This is a genomic window from Bordetella tumulicola (assembly GCF_054779135.1).
In genome coordinates, this window is record NZ_BAAGYU010000006.1 from 840,682 (window position 1) to 857,537 (window position 16,856).

At 59.1% G+C, this 16,856-nt stretch carries 15 protein-coding genes; 5 read left to right on the top strand and 10 right to left on the bottom strand.

All coding sequences use genetic code 11. The annotated features are described in order from the left end of the window. Positions 1-15: 15 nt before the first annotated feature. The 4 genes from ACYVDM_RS07870 to ACYVDM_RS07885 all read right to left on the bottom strand — a co-directional run bounded on the left by ACYVDM_RS07870 (position 16) and on the right by ACYVDM_RS07885 (position 5,176). Positions 16-2,049, bottom strand: coding sequence for a TRAP transporter permease (locus ACYVDM_RS07870; RefSeq protein WP_415791999.1), 2,034 nt, complete (start codon positions 2,047-2,049; stop codon positions 16-18). A gap of 107 nt (positions 2,050-2,156) precedes the next feature. Continuing rightward, complete coding sequence (locus ACYVDM_RS07875; RefSeq protein WP_415792000.1) at positions 2,157-3,119, bottom strand: TAXI family TRAP transporter solute-binding subunit; 963 nt, start codon at positions 3,117-3,119, stop codon at positions 2,157-2,159. Between the two features lie 172 nt (positions 3,120-3,291). Continuing rightward, positions 3,292-4,197: an amidohydrolase family protein gene (locus ACYVDM_RS07880; RefSeq protein WP_415792001.1), complete on the bottom strand. Its 906-nt coding sequence runs from the start codon at positions 4,195-4,197 to the stop codon at positions 3,292-3,294. Between the two features lie 13 nt (positions 4,198-4,210). After that, positions 4,211-5,176 (bottom strand): Bug family tripartite tricarboxylate transporter substrate binding protein, encoded by a 966-nt coding sequence (locus tag ACYVDM_RS07885; RefSeq protein ID WP_415792002.1) that lies wholly within the window; start codon positions 5,174-5,176, stop codon positions 4,211-4,213. Here ACYVDM_RS07885 and ACYVDM_RS07890 point away from each other — a divergent pair. After that, complete coding sequence (locus ACYVDM_RS07890; RefSeq protein ID WP_460475333.1) at positions 5,148-5,405, top strand: hypothetical protein; 258 nt, start codon at positions 5,148-5,150, stop codon at positions 5,403-5,405. The genes ACYVDM_RS07885 and ACYVDM_RS07890 overlap by 29 nt on opposite strands. Here the strand turns inward: ACYVDM_RS07890 and ACYVDM_RS07895 are convergent. From ACYVDM_RS07895 to ACYVDM_RS07905, 3 genes are all read right to left on the bottom strand, one after another. Next, positions 5,392-6,348: a tripartite tricarboxylate transporter substrate binding protein gene (locus ACYVDM_RS07895; RefSeq protein ID WP_415792004.1), complete on the bottom strand. Its 957-nt coding sequence runs from the start codon at positions 6,346-6,348 to the stop codon at positions 5,392-5,394. The two genes, ACYVDM_RS07890 and ACYVDM_RS07895, sit on opposite strands and share 14 nt — an antisense overlap. A gap of 71 nt (positions 6,349-6,419) precedes the next feature. Continuing rightward, positions 6,420-7,253 carry an amidohydrolase family protein gene (locus tag ACYVDM_RS07900; protein ID WP_415792005.1) on the bottom strand — a complete coding sequence of 278 codons (834 nt, stop codon included), beginning with the start codon at positions 7,251-7,253 and terminating at the stop codon, positions 6,420-6,422. After that, positions 7,246-8,208: an isocitrate lyase/PEP mutase family protein gene (locus ACYVDM_RS07905; protein WP_415792006.1), complete on the bottom strand. Its 963-nt coding sequence runs from the start codon at positions 8,206-8,208 to the stop codon at positions 7,246-7,248. The genes ACYVDM_RS07900 and ACYVDM_RS07905 overlap by 8 nt, the downstream gene beginning before the upstream one ends. A 138-nt stretch (positions 8,209-8,346) precedes the next feature. Here ACYVDM_RS07905 and ACYVDM_RS07910 point away from each other — a divergent pair, with 138 nt between their 5' ends. From ACYVDM_RS07910 to ACYVDM_RS07925, 4 genes are all read left to right on the top strand, one after another. Beyond that, entirely contained in the window at positions 8,347-9,285 is a 939-nt protein-coding gene (locus tag ACYVDM_RS07910) for a LysR family transcriptional regulator (protein WP_415792007.1), read from the top strand. A gap of 120 nt (positions 9,286-9,405) precedes the next feature. Next, positions 9,406-9,636, top strand: coding sequence for a hypothetical protein (locus ACYVDM_RS07915; protein ID WP_415792008.1), 231 nt, complete (start codon positions 9,406-9,408; stop codon positions 9,634-9,636). A gap of 277 nt (positions 9,637-9,913) precedes the next feature. After that, complete coding sequence (locus tag ACYVDM_RS07920) at positions 9,914-10,813, top strand: amidohydrolase family protein (RefSeq protein ID WP_415792009.1); 900 nt, start codon at positions 9,914-9,916, stop codon at positions 10,811-10,813. Positions 10,814-10,911: 98 nt separating this feature from the next. Then, positions 10,912-12,156, top strand: coding sequence for an MFS transporter (locus tag ACYVDM_RS07925; RefSeq protein ID WP_415792010.1), 1,245 nt, complete (start codon positions 10,912-10,914; stop codon positions 12,154-12,156). Positions 12,157-12,265: 109 nt separating this feature from the next. On the opposite strand, the gene ACYVDM_RS07930 is transcribed toward ACYVDM_RS07925, so the two are convergent. The 3 genes from ACYVDM_RS07930 to ACYVDM_RS07940 all read right to left on the bottom strand — a co-directional run bounded on the left by ACYVDM_RS07930 (position 12,266) and on the right by ACYVDM_RS07940 (position 16,679). Then, complete coding sequence (locus tag ACYVDM_RS07930) at positions 12,266-14,440, bottom strand: TonB-dependent receptor (protein ID WP_415792011.1); 2,175 nt, start codon at positions 14,438-14,440, stop codon at positions 12,266-12,268. Positions 14,441-14,543: 103 nt separating this feature from the next. After that, positions 14,544-14,807, bottom strand: a complete 264-nt coding sequence (locus tag ACYVDM_RS07935) for a FecR/PupR family sigma factor regulator (protein ID WP_415792012.1) — start codon at positions 14,805-14,807, stop codon at positions 14,544-14,546. Between the two features lie 234 nt (positions 14,808-15,041). Then, positions 15,042-16,679 (bottom strand): Hint domain-containing protein, encoded by a 1,638-nt coding sequence (locus tag ACYVDM_RS07940; protein WP_415792013.1) that lies wholly within the window; start codon positions 16,677-16,679, stop codon positions 15,042-15,044. Positions 16,680-16,856 lie beyond the last annotated feature (177 nt).

Genomic DNA, 16,856 nt, shown 5'->3' on the forward strand with positions numbered 1-16,856 from the left:
ACGAGAAGACCCAAGTCAAACCACAGCCGGAGGCGACGTACGACCTCGCCACCAGTGGCAGAGCAGGGCAATCAGCACTAGGCCAAAACCAATCAGATCGGCTACCCCACCCGGATACACCAACACGAATCCGGCGATGCAGAACAGAACACGCTCGAACATCGTGGCGCGTACCAGCAGCCACCCCTGAAAGCCGACGGCCAGCGAGAAAATGCCCGCGGCCGCTGTTACCGTCACTGCTGCGATCGACCACCAGTTCGCTGCTGCGAGCGCCTCGGTCGACCCCATCAGCAGCAGCCCTTGACCGGAGGGCTCAAGCACAAAAATGAACGGCACCAGGAATGCCGGTATCGTGTATTTCCAACACTGCATGGTGGTCTTGTAGGGATCGCCGCCCGTAATCGCCGACGCCGCGAACGGCGACAATGCCGTGGGCGGCGATACTTCCGAGAGCACCGCGTAGTAGAAAATGAACATATGTGCGGCGAAATCGGGTACGTCCAACTTGATCAGCGCGGGCGCGGCAATCACGGCGCAGATAATGTACGAGGCCGTTACCGGGACCGCCAGACCGATCACCCATACGACCAACGCCGTATAGATGGCGGTCAGCAACAGCGAGCCACCCGCGTAGTCGATGACGATGCTGCTGAATTTCAGGCCCAGGCCCGTCAGCGTCACCACGCCCACAATAATGCCGGCGCCAGCGCAGGTCGTGCCCACACCCAACATGCCCGTCGATCCCGCTTTCAGCGCCTGGATCAACGGCGACTGGAAAAAATGCTTCGATATCGAGCCCTTGCCGCGAAACAAGTCATAAGAAATCATCGCCGTGTCGCGACGCAAGAAGCTAGTCAGGAACGACACGACCGTGGCCCAGAACACCGACAAGACGGGTGAAAATCCCCACATCATGAATGCGACGATAGATATCAGCGACAGGAAATGAAACCAGTAATGCCTGGTCAGATTCCACACCGTGTCTACCTTCTGGAAGATCACGTTGCCCATGCCGTACTTGCGTACGTCTATCTCGACCATCAGGAATAGCGCAATATAAAAAAGAGAAGTCGGGATGATCGCCATCAGCAGCACATCCAGATACGAGATCTTCAGAAACTCGGCAATGATGAAGGCCGCGGCCCCCATGACGGGTGGCGAAATGATCGCGCCCAGGCCTCCCGCCGCCAGCAGTCCCCCCGCGGCGTTGCGTTCGTAACCCACTTTGGCGAGCATCGGCCACGCCACCGTGCCTAGCGTGACGGTCGTGGCGACGCCCGAGCCAGATGGCCCCCCCAGCAGGAATGACGCCAACACCACCGTACGCCCCGCGCCAGCGGGCTTGCCACCCATAGCCGAGAACGAAAAATCGATATAGAACTTGCCCGCCCCCGATTGCTGCAGAAACGCCCCAAAGATCGTGAACAGAATAATGAGTGACGACGACACGTCCACCGCTACGCCGTATATACCTTCCAGCGTCATGTACATGAAACCGACAATACGATCGATGCCATAACCCCTGTGCGTCCATGGCGGCGGTAGATATTCCCCAAGTATCGCGTACGCCAGAAAGCAGATCGAGATAAAGGGCAATATCCATCCGATCGTGCGGCGCATGCCCTCGAGCACCATCAAGATCAACGCCACGCCAAACACGACATCCCACGGATTAGGACTGGTATTACGATCAGTAAAATCGTCGCCGCCAACGATCAGATATACCGCCACCGCGATCGCCAGCAACGCCACTATCCAGTCCCACCACATGATGCGGTGCCGAAATCGCTTGCTGACGGGGAACATCAGAAAGGACAGGGACATCACGAATGCCACGTGGATGGGACGCAACGTCTGCGTCGGCACGATGGCATAGGCGGCGTACATATGGAACAACGACATGATGACCGCCGCGGTAGCCAGGAATATGCCCAGCCAGCCGCCCAGGTGATTAGCAGCGCCCTCTTCCTGTTCGATGTATTCCTCGACTTTGCGCAAGGCCTCATCGCTGACGGTGGCCGTAGAAGTCGGTTCCACAGATACATTCATGCTGACATTCCCCTGGATGGAGTTCGGCCTCTGTGTGCCTTGGCGTTATCGTTGCGCGAGCCATGTAAAAGCCCCAACCGCGTGGGTTGGGGCGAGGAAGAACCAGCTCAATTGATCTTGACGCCCTTCTCGGCGAAGTACTTGATGGCGCCCGGATGGAACGGAATCGGCGAGGCCGCCGCCTTCTGGTTCTCGAGCTTGAATTCAGCCGTGTCCTTGTGCACGGCGATCAGATCGTCGCGGCTGTCGAAGATGGTCTTGACGATGTTGTACGCCGTCTCATCGCTCATCTTCTCGTTGGCGACCAGGATATTCATGACCGTCGCCTGTTTGTTGTCCTGCTCCATGCCGCGGTAGGTGGATTTTGGAATCGTGTCTTCGATATACAGATCCCCGTACTTCTTGTTCATCGCCCCGACAAGATCCGCGTTGTCGATCATTTTGATTTTTGTCCCCGGCGTATTGGCGAGGTCCGTTACCGCGGCCGTCGGCAAACCACCCACCCAGAAGAAGGCATCGATCTTGTTGTCCTTCACGGCACTCACCGACTCGGCGACACCCAGCCGTTCGCGGTCAACGTCTTTGTCCTTATCCAATCCGGCCGCCTCCAGCATGCGAAAAGCCATGACTTCGGTCGCGCTGCCGGGCGAACCCGTGGAAATGCGCTTGCCTTTCAGGTCGGCGATCTTTTCGATGCCGCGTCCATCTACCGTGACCACGTGCATGCGGTTCGGATAAAGAATCATCAGGGTGCGCAGCGGCACCTTGTTGTCCTTGAATTTATTTTCACCCTTGTAGGCATCCTGCGCGGCATCGGACATCGTCAGTCCGATATAAGAATCATCGCCGTCGATCAGTTTCAGGTTATCCACCGACCCGCCAGTCACCTCGGCAGTGGCCTCCATGCCGGGCACTTTCTTGGACAGCATTGATGCAATACCACCGCCGATCGGGTAATAGACCCCGCCGGTGCCGCCCGTGGCGATCGAGATATTCTCGGCCACAGCCGCTTGAAAAAACCCTACACACAAACACAGCAGGAATGCGAAACGTCGTATTGAAGTATTCATCTTGTCTCCTGGAAACGCTTTTTTAATGTTGCGCTGCGACTGCGACTGCGAAACACATTTTCAATGCGATAAGACTGATGCTACGTGTGCCTAGCTACGGGTGTAACCCGCGAACAAAGGCACGTCAATTAGAGTTTCCTGCTAGTGCTTGTGCGAAAATCCGACACTCGACTCAGCCGTCAAATCCGTATAGCTGCGCCGGATTAGTTACCAAGATACGTTCACGTGTGGCGGCGTCCGGCACCCAATCGCAGAAAAGATCGATCAAGTGGCCATCGTCCGGCACGGTACTGGGCGCGAACAAAGCGGGATGCGGCCAGTTGGTCCCGAACACCAGGCGGTCCGCCCGTGTCTTTACCAAAGCCCGCACAATCGGCGCCATGTCACCGTAGTCCGGCTCTCCCTGTGATGAACGACGATACCAGCTCGATATCTTCGTCCAGCAATCATCGCGTTCGCGCAGAATGCGCAGCATCACCTGAAAGCCCGGGTTGTCGACGCCCTGACTTCCACGCAGTGCGCCCATATGGTCGAACACCAGCGGTACCGGCGTGCGCAGCAGCGTATCCTCGAGCGGCACCAATTCATCGATGTTGGCCACATGTACCTGTACATGCCAACCATACGGTCGAATCCGATCAGCCATTGCGTCCAGCCCCTGCGTACCACCATAGCCTTTGACATGAGTGGAAAGACGCACCCCGCGCATGCCGCCGTCATGCAGCCGGCTCAGTTCAGCCGCCGACACATCGGCGGCCAGGCCGGCGACGCCGCGCGCCCGATGCTGGCCCAATGCCGCGATCACATCAAGCGTCAAGGAATTGTCGGTGCCATAGACACTGGCGCTCACTTGTACGGTGCGCTGGATCCCCACCTGTTCGCACATCTCCGAATACTGCCGCAATGTGGCAGGCGCAGGCGTATAGGACCGTTCTTCGATCAGCGGATAACGAGCCAGGTCCTGATAGACGTGACAGTGGCAATCAGTGGCGTTGGCCGGCAAGGCCCAGCGCGGTCTCGATGCCTGCGTCAGCGGCGGCAAGCACAGCGGGGCGGAGGTCGCGTCGTGGTTTTTCATTGTTGATTGGCCTTTAATCCATGGGCTTGATGCCCGCTTCCTTGATCACGCCATCCCATTTAGCAGTTTCGTCGCGCAGCACCTTATCGAAATCAGCGCCCGTGCCGATCAGCACATCGGAGCCGAGCTCGCGGAACTGGTTCTGCACGTCAGGCAGGCGCAACACTTCTTGTACGGCGGCGTTGACCTTTGCAATGATGTCCTCGGATGTCCCCGCGGGAAACAACAGGCCGGTGGTGGTGCTGGCCTCGAAGCCCGGCAAGCCGGACTCGGCCAGCGTCGGCAGTTCAGGCATAACGCTGGAGCGCTTGTCCGTGGTCGCCCCCAGGGCGCGCAGCTTGCCCGCCTGGATCTGGCTCAACGTTGACGCCAATTGATCGAATGTCAGATCCACGTGCCCGCCCAATAGGTCTGCTACCGCCAGGCTGCTGCCTTTGTATGGTACATGCAGGAACTCGGTGCCGCTGAGCTTCTGAAACAGTTCGCCCGTCAGATGAGCGGCGGTCCCCACGCCCGCGGAGGCGAACGTCAACTTGCCAGGGCGAGCCTTGGCATACTCAATGAATTCGGCCAGCGTCTTCACAGGTAACGTGGGGCTAACCACCAATACCAATGGCGCGCGAGTCAGCGGCGCCGCCGCGGCGAAGTCCTCAGTCGGCTGTAGTTTCGTCTTGGGATGCAGCGAACGAACCGGTGCCAACGCCCCCGTTGAGCCCAGCAGCATGGTATAGCCGTCGGGTGATGAGCGCGCGACGAATTCCGATCCCACCGTGCCGCCAGCGCCCGCGCGGTTCTCTACGATGACCGTTTGACCCAGGCGTTCGGCCAGGCCACCGGAAATAATGCGCGCGGTCGCGTCGATATTACCGCCTGGCGAGAACGGCACGATCAGGCGAATCGGCTTGTCGGGATACTGCGCCTGCGCGGCAACACTCGCGCAACAGGCCAGCATGGCAAAAAATTTGAACCACGGCTTCATGGTTGTCTCCTGTCTGTGTATAGAAATAATTAACTCCCGCGCCGGCGCGTTGCCGGACGAGAGCTACGTTTCCCGCAGTATAGGGACACCCTTTCATCTAGAAAAGCGACGTTATTTGACCAGCTTGATAAGAAATTTTGATGAAAAAGAAGCCTTCCACAACAAAGACAAAGCGCCGCAATTGGCCAGCTTTGTGACCGGTTGCGGCGCCTTGATCATTGTTTTTTAAGTCCGAGCGATTTAACCAAATCGCCAAGTTCCGCGTATTCCTTACGGATGTGCTGAGAAAATGCCTCGCGACGCAAGATCTTCTTTTCCACGCCGGCTGTTTCAAAGAACCGGGTCATTTCCGGTGTGTTTGCGGCCTGTTCGAACGCGTCGGCGATACGCTCGACCTCCGCATCGGGCGTACCGGCAGGCACGATGAGACCGTGCCAGAGCAGCGTCTCTTTCTCGGGGATACCGAGTTCGGTCAACGTTGTGGCGCGTGGCAGCGCCTTGACGGGATCGGCGCCGGTAGCAAGCAAGCACTTGATGTCGCCTTTCTTTGCCAACCCAGCGGCTGGAGGCACGGAGCCCACATAGACGTCGACCACCTTACCTAGCAGGGCTGGCATGATTTCGCCCGCGCCCCGATACGGGATGTCGCGCGCCTTGACGCCAAACGCCTGGAACACGCGCTCGGCGGCAAGCTGGCCTGGGCCGGCCACACCATCAGTGCCAAAGGTGTAGTGCTCCGGCTTTGATTTCAGCGTGTCGAGAAGCTCTTTGCCCGTATTGGCCGGAAACTCATTACGAACGCACATGACGTAGGGGGCAGCATCGAGCTGAATGACAGGAATATAGTCATCCAGGCCGTAAGTTGCGTCGACCGTGTGCGGTGCGACAGTGATAGGTCCCATCCACACACCCGCCATCGTCCGGCCATCAGGCTTGGCGCGCGCAAGCTGGCCGACCCCGATCGTGCCGCCCGCGCCGCCGGCATTTTGCACCACCAGTGTTGCGCCCAGATGCGGTTCGGCGTAGCGTGCAATCGCACGGAAAAGAGCGTCGGTCCCGCCCCCGGGAGAGGCCGGAATAATCATGTTGATGACATCGCTGGCCACCGATACGTTGGCCAGCCCGAATAGTGCTGCAAGTAGTGTTGCGCCAAGAAGCTTATGCTTTCTCATAATGGTGTCTCCTAACCGGCGTGGTGATTACTAAGACGATGGATTAACGAACCCGACCCGGGCTCGTCTTGCTACGACCCGAATCCGAACGCTTCGTGTGCGTTTTTTGTCAGGATACGGTTCCGTATTGCCTCATCCGGCACACATTCGAAAAGTGATTCGATGCACTGCGGATACGTGATCTTGTCCTCGTGACCGACCCAGGGCCAATCCGTTGCCCATAACGCGCGCTCACCGTTCGATTGCTGAATGATCTTGGCGGCCAGGGCAGGTGCCTCACTGCCCCGCAAGCGAAAGGGCGCGGATAGCTTGACCCAGGTATTGCCTGCCTCAAGCGCATCGAGCAACGCCAGAAAGCCCTCGCTTCGAATACCGTCGCTGCCGCCCGGGTTACCAAAGTGATCAATGACAGCACGCGCGCCACTTGCATTGATCGCCGCCAGGACCGGCGGCAGATGCTCGCCCTCGAGAAACACCTCGATGTGCAGCCCCAGGTTCTTTGCCTTGCCCAACAAGCCCTGGTATTCGTTGGAATGGATATTCGGGATCGCTTGGCGTTTGACCCAATTCAGCCGGATACCGCACACCCCCTCGCTCTGTAAGTCGGCAAGTGCGTCCTCACTGATATCGGGTTGCACCGTCACGGTGCCGCGTAGCCTGCCTGCAGACAAGCGCAGCGCGTCGAGCAGCACCTCGTTATTGGGTCCGAAAAAACTGGGCGCCGTGAGCAGCCCGTATGTCACGCCATGGGCAGTCAGCGTGCTCAGATAATCCTCGACGCTCGCCTCGCGAGCGGGCTGTGAATGTCGATCGCTTATCAACGGTAGACCCATCTTGATGACGTGCGCATGGCAGTCGACGGACCCCAGGGGCAGTATGCGAGACGTGGCGTGCGTATTACTCATGCCCAGCGCCCGATGTCGTGGCACGGAGGGCGCCGATCGCCTCACTGCCATATTTCGCGGCCTTTTGTGCACCGGTCAGAAACCGTTCCTCTAGATCCTTGATGGCCGCCATGCCCATGATGTCGTTGAGCTCTTCGAAGCTCACCGCGGCGTCGGGGCGATCTTCAGGCTTTCCACTCGTCAACGATTGCCCCAGGATCTCAATGCCTTTTTTCATACCGGCCAATGCGCAGGCCGTCAGCAAGCGCGGGTAAATCACAACGGCCACACCCAAATCCTGCAACTGTGTTGCCGACAAAAGCGGCGTCGTCGAACGCTGACGAATACCAAAACCCATGTTCACGCATAGCGGTTTGGGAACATTGGCTGCAACCGTGCGGATTTGCTCGGCGTCGAGCAGCGCGTCTGCGAATAAGAGATCAGCCCCGGCCTCTGCGTAGGCATTCAGGCGTTGAATCACCTCATCTAGGCCGTGAGTGGCCAGCGTATCCGTGCGCGACTTGATAACAAAATCCTTGTCGATACGCGCATCGCACGCGGCGCGCAGCTTCTGCACCATCTCGTCCTGAGGGATGACTTCTTTACCGCGCATATGACCGCAGCGCTTGGGCCAAACCTGATCTTCGAGCATGATGCCGGCGGCGCCCGCGCGCTCGAAAGCACTCACGGTGTGATACACGTTGACCGCGTTGCCATAACCCGTATCCGCGTCAGCCAGTAGCGCAAGATTTGAGCATGCCGCTATGCTGCGTACCGCCGCGACGTTCTCTTCCATGCCCATGATGCCCACATCGACTTGGCCAAGACGCGTTTCGCTCACGCCGCTGCCCGTCACAAAGGCGCTCGTGTAGCCCATGTGCTCGACCAGGCGCGTACTGAATCCATCAAAAACACCGAGTTGCACCAGTATTTCCGGCGCGTAGATTGCGTCCCGGAGTCGTTTTGTCTTTGTCATCGGTCTCTCCATAGTGCCGGATCTACTGCGCATTTCGATCCAGAGAAATCCGTGTATCCAGCGTCATGGCGCTATCCTAGCAACGCGCCAATCATTAAACTAATTAAACTTTTACGGCCAATTGCATAGGAAAAACTGATGCGTCGATATTCCCTGGCTCAGATTGAAGCGCTTACGGCCATTGCGAAGCTTGGCTCGTTCCAGGCGGCGGCGCGGCAGATGAACGTCACTCAGCCGACAGTCTCCCTGCGCGTGCGCGAGCTTGAGGAGGCGCTTGGCACCAAACTGTTCGAGCGAGACGGACGTGCGGCCAAGCTGAACGCCGAAGGCGCGGTCGCCGTGCACTACGCCGACGAAGTACTCAAGCTGCTGGATGAACTGGAGACTCGATTACGCACCGGCGACCCGCTGCAGGGGACGCTTCGGGTCGGCTCGTCGGAAACCGTCGCCATCGCCGTACTGCCCAAAATCGTCTCGCTGTTAGGAGAGCGTTATCCGCGCCTGAAGGTCGAGCTAACAGTAGGTAATAGCTTCGTTCTGCTCGATGCGCTGGGGGCCAATCAGCTGGATCTGGCCATCCTGGCCGATCCGGGCCATCTGGCCAACACCCAGGTTGAGCCGCTGGCGCTCGCACCGGTCGCCTGGATGAGCAGCCGAGCCATGCCGCTACCCACTCAGTTTGCCGATCCGCAGTCCTTATCGCAATCCACCATTCTTTGCGTGCCCGCCCCCTCGCCACTACACGAGCGGATGACCAACTGGTGGGAAAAAGAGGGCGGGCCAACGCTCAGGGTCAGCACTTGCAATAGTCTGGCGATGCTCGCCCGATTGGTGGCCGCGGGTGTGGGCATCGGCGTGCTGCCCACCTGCATTTTGCGCAATGAAATCCAGCGAGGCGCCATCGTGAGTTACCGTCAACAGACGCCCTTCAGGCCGCTCCAGATCTGCGCGGCTTACCGTACCTCTTCCTACTCCGAAGGACTTGAGGCGCTGGTAAGTATTGCGAGGCGCGTCATGCTGGATTCGCGGTATTTTGCGCCGCTGACAACCGCTATGGTTGCATCAGGTATCACTTGAAGCAATGGATAGAGCCGCACTGGACCCGGACCGGTCGCCAGCATCATGACATCGGCCACATCAGCCCGACGCAGGATGCCCGAGGGCAAGAGATAGTCAGTCGTCTCAGTGGCGTCGTTGATGCCCAAGATGGCAATCAACGGACGCTCACCTTTCGTCGACTTGAGCGCGGCCAACAGGGCATCGGCCTCCGTTTGCGGCACCACTGGCGCCTGCGCGACCGCTGTTGCCGCCGGCAAGCTCAATATCCAGCCGGCAAAGCCCAGCACAGCCAGAATGGCCAGGGTGGTGGCGCCCCAAAGCAACCTCAATCTCGACATCGCACGTCCTGTTTTGCCTAACTGGCGTTGATGCCGTCGCTCCGGACCGTCTCGGAACAATTTGCTATGGAAGCCTAGACACCATGAACGAAATTTCGTAAGTGTGGCCTAGATACCCCCTTCATATGTTGGGCCCAGTTTTGACCCTGACCAACCACACTTTTCTGCATGCTCCTTCCGGCCCGCGTCAGTTATTGTCAATAACAAAGCCGCATCGCTTTACCCCTTCATATTATCGACAACATTATTGACAGTAAAACTAGCGCAGGCGTAATCTCATCCACACTCTCATGAGAAGGCCATCCCCCATGACGCAGCCCCCAAGCTCACCGCCTGTTAACCATGCGCTTTGTCTGGGGCCCCTGCCCGATGTGGCCTCCGCCAGCTTTGACATACCGCGCGGTGCGTGCGACACGCATGCGCATGTCATTGGCGACGGCGTGCGCTACCCGTACGTGGAAAACCGCAGCTACACGCCGCCACCCGCCTCCGAAGACAAGTATCTGGCCATGCTGGCTGCCAGCGGCATGGCGCGCGGCGTGCTGGTGCAAGTGAGCGTGCATGGCACCGATAATCGCTACATGCTGGATGTGCTGGGCCGTCACCGCGACACCTTGCGCGGTGTCGCGGTGGTGAACCCCGATGTCACGGACCACGAACTGCAAGCCATGCATACTGCCGGTGTGCGCGGTGTACGCTTTAACGTCTTGTTCGGCGGCGGTGTCGGCCTGGACGCGCTGGACCTGTTGGCCCCGCGCATCGCCCGGCTGGGCTGGCATGCGCAATTTCTGATGGACGTGCGCCACCTGCCCGATGCAATGCCTCGTCTGGCCAAGCTATCGATACCCTGCGTGTTTGACCACATGGGCCACATGCCGGTATCCGACGGCATGCAGCATCCCGGTTTTCAAGCCCTGCTGCACGGCGTCAAAGAATACGGCTGGTGGGCGAAGCTGTCAGGTGCCTATCGCATCAGCGAGCAATTCGACCACTACGACGATGTCACCCCTTGGGCGCAGGCGCTGATCCAGGCCGCCCCCGGCCGGATGGTGTGGGGCAGCGACTGGCCCCACGTAGCCATCCCGCGCATGCCGGACACCGGTGTATTGCGCAACCTGCTGCCCAAGTGGGCGCCTACCGACAGCCTGCGCCGCCGCATCCTGGTCGACAACCCGCAAGCCCTGTATGACTTTCCCGCGCTGGATTGAAGCGCGCGTTTAGCTACACACTTGTTGGCTACCAATGTATTGGCCACAGCCGTGACCACACACTCGGCCAACAACCCTATCCATAGCGGAGACATGACATGAGCTGGTTTGGCGAACTCTCTCCCAGCGGTAAACGCACGTTCTACGCGTCGTTCCTGGGCTGGACCATCGATGCGCTGGACTACATGGTGTTCACTTTCGTGATATCCACCTTGGTGACGCTATGGGGCATCGACCGCGGCCAGGCAGGCATGCTGGGCACAGTGACCCTGTTGTTCTCGGCCATCGGCGGCTGGGGCGCGGGCATCCTGGCCGACCGCTACGGCCGCGTGCGCATCCTGCAGATCACCATCTTGTGGTTCTCGGTATGCACCGTCGGCATCGGCTTCACCCAGAACTTCGAACAGATCTTCATCCTGCGCGCGCTGCAAGGCCTGGGCTTTGGCGGCGAATGGGCGGTGGGCTCGGTACTGATGGGCGAGATCATCAAGTCCCAGCATCGCGCCCGCGCCGTGGGCACCGTGCAAAGCGGTTGGGCCGTGGGCTGGGGTGTTGCCGCTCTGCTGTACACCATTGCGTTCTCGGTGCTGCCCGAAGAATGGGCCTGGCGCAGTCTGTTCTGGGTCGGTGTGCTACCCGCCCTGCTGGTGCTGTATATCCGCAAGCATGTTCCCGAGCCCGAGATTTTCGAACAAGGACGCGAGCAAAAGCAAGACCGCCCCAAGGTATCGCCCTGGCTGATCTTTGCGCCGGGGCTGCTCAAGACCACGCTGCTATCGGCGTTGCTGTGCACCGGCATCCAGGGCGGCTATTACGCGGTGACCACGTGGCTACCCACCTACCTGAAAGTGGAACGGCATCTGTCAGTCCTGAACACAGGAGGCTATCTGCTCGTCATCATCGTGGGCTCGTTCTGCGGCTACATCGCCGGCGCGCACATGGCCGACCGTCTGGGACGCCGCATCAACTTCATCATTTACTCAGTGCTGTCGGGCATATGCGTGTACTTCTATACCCAGGTGCCGCTGACCGATAGCCAGATGCTGTTCCTGGGTTTTCCGCTGGGCTTTGCCGCATCGGGTATCTTCGGCGGGCTGGGCGCCTACCTGACCGAACTGTTCCCGTCAGAGATACGCGCCAACGGCCAGGGCTTCGCCTACAACTTTGGCCGCGGCATTGGCGCATTGTTTCCCAGCCTGGTGGGCTACCTGAGCAACAGCATGGGACTGGCCATGGCCATCGGCATTTTTGCCGGCGGCGCGTATACGGTGGTGCTGATCGCTACCCTGCTATTGCCTGAAACCCGCGGCCGCGAGTTATCGAGCTTGAATACCGCTAGCTAGACGTATAGGGCCATGTTTGAGTGGGCGGGGATAGTCTCACCATATCAACCACCGCTTCAGCCTTGAGCCAAGGCCGCGACACGATATGCGCGGCCTTTTGCTCTGTCGCTTAAAACTCTATCTCGGCCGACAACAATACCGTACGAGGCGCAGCCGCTGTCGCCACAGTGAGCAGCGCACTGCTCGACAGCCAATAGTTCTCGTTGAACAGGTTTTCGACGTTCGCGCGGAACGTCACCTGCTTGCCCATTACCTTTGTGCGGTAGCGAGCCCCGATGTCATAGCGGGTCCACGACGGCAGTGTCAGCGAATTATTCGCGTCGTAGGGCATTGAGGCCGTGTAGATGGCGCGTGCGTTCACGCTCATGCCCGGAACCCAGGGCAGATCCCAGTCGACGCCTAGGTTATAAGTGCGTTTGGGCACGCCAGGGGCTCGCTTGCCATCATTAACGCCGCCTGCTGTGTGCTGAAGTTTGGCATCGAAGAAGGTCGCGCTAGCCATGACGCGCAGCCCGGGGGTGATTTCGCCGACGGCCGACAACTCCAGGCCGCGGTTGCGCTGCTCGCCGTCGTAACTGTAGACGTTGGTAGTTGGATCGGTAATCGCGCTCGGCCGGTCGATCTGAAAGACCGAGGCGGTCGTGAGGACGCTACCCCAATCGACTTTTACGCCCGCTTCGTACTGCTTGGACTTGTATGGGGCGAACACTTCTCCAGCATTGGCCGCGGTTGCTGGCGCGGTCCCGCCACGCGTCAGGCCCGAGGTGAAATTGCCATACAACGAGACATTTTCCAGGGGGCGAACAACAAAGCCAGCGAGCGGAGAGATGGCGCTTTCGTCGTAGGATGACGTGACGCTCCCTGCCGTATTGAAGTTGTCCAACTTCACATTCTGCCTGCGTAGCCCACCAGTAATCAGGATCCGGTCGTTAGCAAACGATAGCGTATCGGTTAACGCAAAGCTGGTGAGTTCGGTCTCCGAGTTCTTGCTCGGAGTACCGCGGTGGCCGCTCATCGGAATCAGCGGAACCGGGTCGTAGATATTAGAATCCGTGCTTTCATCCGATGACAGGTAGAAACTGCCCGCCTCCAGCTTGAGAATCGAGCCCGACAAGGTCAGCAAGTGCTTGACCCCAAACGTCTCGAAGTTCGCGCGCGCGCCAATCTCGCCGGTCTTGTTACGCGAATACGCGTCATACCATGAGTTGGTCACCCGAAAGTTGCCATGCTCATCGACGCCATTGACGGTTCGTGCTTGGGGAAAGTCCTGCTCGCTGCCACCGTAGCGATAACCCGCCGCGCCGTACACCATCAGACGATCGGTAACGTCATATTCGAGGCGTGTCGCCACGGTCGAATCGAAGACCGTCAGGTCGGCGCCAGAATAAATCGCACGATGCCCGGAAGGCGCGGAGGGAATGTAGGGAATGCCAGGGCGGAATCCATTCTGCGCGCGAAAGTTATCGATGTTCTCGCGCTGGGAATAGGCATCCAACGACCAGCGCAATTTCGGTGAACGGTAATCTAGCGCCAGCGCGCCCAGACCAAATTCCTGTCGGCCATTGTCCAGGCTGGTTTCGCCATTCTTGTACTGGGCATTGACACGAATGCCCCATTGATTGTCGTCGCCGAAACGTCGGCCTACGTCCAACTGCGTGCCCAGCACTGACTTGCTTTCGTATGTGGTGGTCAGGCGTGTCAATGGCGTGTCGCCAGCGCGCTTGGTGATGATATTGATATTGCCACCAACGCTACCGGTGGGACTGATACCGTACATCAACGTACCGGGGCCTTTAAGCACCTCGATACGCTCCATGAGAGCCGCCGGCATACGATTGGACGACGTCAAACCATATAAGCCGTTGAGACCGACGTCACCGCTGGGAACAGTGAAACCGCGAATCTGAAAATCTTCACTGAAACTGCCGGTAGATGTTTGCATGCGTACCGACGAGTCGTTGACGACCACGTCGGCCAAGGTGCGAGCTTGCTCGTCCCGAATGGTCTGCGCCGTATAGTTAGTAACGCTAAAAGGTGTATCCATCACGTCCTGCACACCCAGAATACCCAGAGTGCCGCCTCGCGCGACTTGCCCGCCCGCGTAGGCTTCAGGTAAATCGGAATAAGCTGCACCGGTCACTATCACGGTCGACAGCGTGGTCACGTCTGCCGCGTCTGTCTCGCCTGTGGCGCCCGCGGGTTGCGTCTGCGCACGGGCGATAGTAGGAGCAAGCAAGACTGGTGTGGCGATGAATGCGGCCCAGAATACAGACCTTAGCGCCATGGCGAGGGTCGTGCGCGGATGGCTCGCGGAACTGGGGGACTTAAATGACGCGACAACGTGCATGAGGGTGACCTTTCGGAGGGATACAGAGCGGAAGCAGTGGCTACTGATTTCCTTTTACGGCTTCGATGCGTCGCCATGCCCGCCCGTGATCCGGGTGCTGGGCACGCCACTGGCACCATTGCCCGATCACATGCGGCGAGACCCGCTCCTCATGCTGTGCCAGCAACCATAGGATTGCCTGCTCGGCAACTTCGGGCGTGACATTAGCGACCTGGGGAGTGGTTCTACACCAAGACAACGAAGACAAGTTCAATGCCGCAGCGTTGCAGGGCTTTGGCGATGTAGCGCTTGACTGACTAGTCATTGCCGCCGACACCAGCGGCACTCGCCATGAAAAGAAAAGCAGCTATGAATGATAATGATTTTTATCAGCGAGTAAAGCATCCTTACGGATACGTGTTGTCAATTTACGTCATTTCAATCATCAACCGGTCCGCGGCATGGCTCGGTTGCATCTAAAAAAACGAAGGGCACCCTCACCAGGTGCCCTTCGTATCGCAGAGCACCGCAGTGGGGGCCCATGGCATCGAGCTTGCCTTTACGCTGCCCGCAGCGCCTTTTCCCAGTACGAATAAGTCCGCAGCACATGCAGCTCCAGCGTCGTCGGGCCACGCGCACCGTGCAAGACCGCAGGAATGCGCGCGTCGCCATTGGTCCAGCGCATCACTGCGCCGCGCACATCCTGAGGCGCATGCATGCCATCGAGCCGAGTGTCGAGCAGGTCCAGATCTCGACGGCCGATCTCGTCTTCGATGGTGATACGCACCAAGCCCACGCCGACCTGCCGCAAGTCGCGGTTGGCGCGTATGGTCGTCTCGCGCACAACTGCGCAGCGCGAACGGACCCACACGTCGGCGTGCACAGCGCCCGCCGGCAAGGCGAAGCGCAGGACGCCCTCGGGCTGGCCGGCTGACTCGGCGTGTATTTGCTGGCCATCGACTTCGACGTAGAGACCGGGGTCGGTGATGCGCACGGATTGAGTCAGCGCCTGGGCGCGGGCCAGCAGACGTTTGCGTACGGCTTCGACGGTGGGGCCAGCGCGCACCACTTTGATGCCGTCGATCACTGGTCGCCCGGTGGGAGGGCCGAAGTCCGGGTGTAAGGCAACGGTATCGGCATTCTGGAACATGGCGCGGTTGCCGGTGTCAACGTACGACTCTGCCGGCAGGCCCTCGGCAAGGAGAATGTCGAACGATTCCAGCTCGACATGGAAGTATTCAAAGACAGGCATGTCGAATTGCTGGATGACGGTGCGTCCATTGACCAGCAGCATGGCGGGAATGAGTGCGCCGTCAAAGTACACGTGATGCCAAGGGGACAGCAGCAGATCCCGATGGGGCACGTTGTCGGCAATCGCACCCTGCTTGAAGAGGATAGGGAAGGCGCGGATTGCGTTCTTTGCGGGGGTGCGATGTTTGTACAGGGTACGGTGGCCCAGCCATTTGACGGTGGCGACGCCGCCGCTGGCGGTGCAGACCTGGTCGCCCGCGGCGAGGTCCTCGATCTTGACTTCGCCGCCCGGGGTCGCGATGTGCGTGCCTTTCAGATAGCACGCGTAGGTCATGGTGTCACCGTCCATTTTCAGCCAGTCGGGGTCCAAGTCCGGCGCATGCAGACGGCCGACTTCAATGCCCTGATCGGTACGAAAGAACAGAACGTCATTGTCGTAGTTGACGTTCTGAGCGCCCGGGACTTGAATCTGGTCGCCCATGGACATGCCGGTAATGGTGGGTGGCACGCGCAGGTTGGAGATATTGCCCGGATCGTACACCAGCGTCGAGGCACCGGCGTCACTGAAGTCAACGTTGATCGTGACAACCGGCGATTGACCGACGAAGCCCAATGCGGCATCGACAAATTCCGGCGTCATTTCCAGTTTTCCGTTGCCGACCAGACCGTAGTTGTAGGTGGGATTGTTGGCCGAGCCGTCCAGCGCGACCAGCCTGACGCTGGCGTTGTCCAGCACGTTCAACGAAAAGGTGGACGACAGTTCCGCGTTGATGGTTTGCTTGAGGTCCAACGTGCGGGAAACGTCCGTGTCATCCTCGACGTTCAGAGTCGTATTGGGGTCGTCGTAGATCGCCTCCAGTACGGTGTCGGCATCGTAGTATTGCTGATCGACCCTCACATCATGGGGGTTGATACCGCCAATGTATACCACTGCTTCGGTAGCCATACATCACCTGTCTTGTAAGTTTTCAGGACACGCGAAATCCGGTTGATCGAGCGAATATGTGGCAAGGTGGTGCGCACCGGTTCCCATCTCGTCGATCAGGCTCGCGAGCGATTTGCAGCAAAATTCCGGGTAAGCGTCGAGGAATTTGCCGGGCGGCACAAGCCTTTTTCGACGAAA

What these genes read in the sequence shown, in the direction of transcription:
- ACYVDM_RS07870 (WP_415791999.1), bottom strand. Translation starts at nt 2,049, where the DNA reads ATGAATGTATCTGTGGAACCGACTTCTACGGCCACCGTCAGCGATGAG.
- ACYVDM_RS07875 (WP_415792000.1), bottom strand. Translation starts at nt 3,119, where the DNA reads ATGAATACTTCAATACGACGTTTCGCATTCCTGCTGTGTTTGTGTGTA.
- ACYVDM_RS07880 (WP_415792001.1), bottom strand. Translation starts at nt 4,197, where the DNA reads ATGAAAAACCACGACGCGACCTCCGCCCCGCTGTGCTTGCCGCCGCTG.
- ACYVDM_RS07890 (WP_460475333.1), top strand. Translation starts at nt 5,148, where the DNA reads ATGGCAAAAAATTTGAACCACGGCTTCATGGTTGTCTCCTGTCTGTGT.
- ACYVDM_RS07885 (WP_415792002.1), bottom strand. Translation starts at nt 5,176, where the DNA reads ATGAAGCCGTGGTTCAAATTTTTTGCCATGCTGGCCTGTTGCGCGAGT.
- ACYVDM_RS07895 (WP_415792004.1), bottom strand. Translation starts at nt 6,348, where the DNA reads ATGAGAAAGCATAAGCTTCTTGGCGCAACACTACTTGCAGCACTATTC.
- ACYVDM_RS07900 (WP_415792005.1), bottom strand. Translation starts at nt 7,253, where the DNA reads ATGAGTAATACGCACGCCACGTCTCGCATACTGCCCCTGGGGTCCGTC.
- ACYVDM_RS07905 (WP_415792006.1), bottom strand. Translation starts at nt 8,208, where the DNA reads ATGACAAAGACAAAACGACTCCGGGACGCAATCTACGCGCCGGAAATA.
- ACYVDM_RS07910 (WP_415792007.1), top strand. Translation starts at nt 8,347, where the DNA reads ATGCGTCGATATTCCCTGGCTCAGATTGAAGCGCTTACGGCCATTGCG.
- ACYVDM_RS07915 (WP_415792008.1), top strand. Translation starts at nt 9,406, where the DNA reads ATGCCCAAGATGGCAATCAACGGACGCTCACCTTTCGTCGACTTGAGC.
- ACYVDM_RS07920 (WP_415792009.1), top strand. Translation starts at nt 9,914, where the DNA reads ATGACGCAGCCCCCAAGCTCACCGCCTGTTAACCATGCGCTTTGTCTG.
- ACYVDM_RS07925 (WP_415792010.1), top strand. Translation starts at nt 10,912, where the DNA reads ATGAGCTGGTTTGGCGAACTCTCTCCCAGCGGTAAACGCACGTTCTAC.
- ACYVDM_RS07930 (WP_415792011.1), bottom strand. Translation starts at nt 14,440, where the DNA reads ATGGCGCTAAGGTCTGTATTCTGGGCCGCATTCATCGCCACACCAGTC.
- ACYVDM_RS07935 (WP_415792012.1), bottom strand. Translation starts at nt 14,807, where the DNA reads ATGACTAGTCAGTCAAGCGCTACATCGCCAAAGCCCTGCAACGCTGCG.
- ACYVDM_RS07940 (WP_415792013.1), bottom strand. Translation starts at nt 16,679, where the DNA reads ATGGCTACCGAAGCAGTGGTATACATTGGCGGTATCAACCCCCATGAT.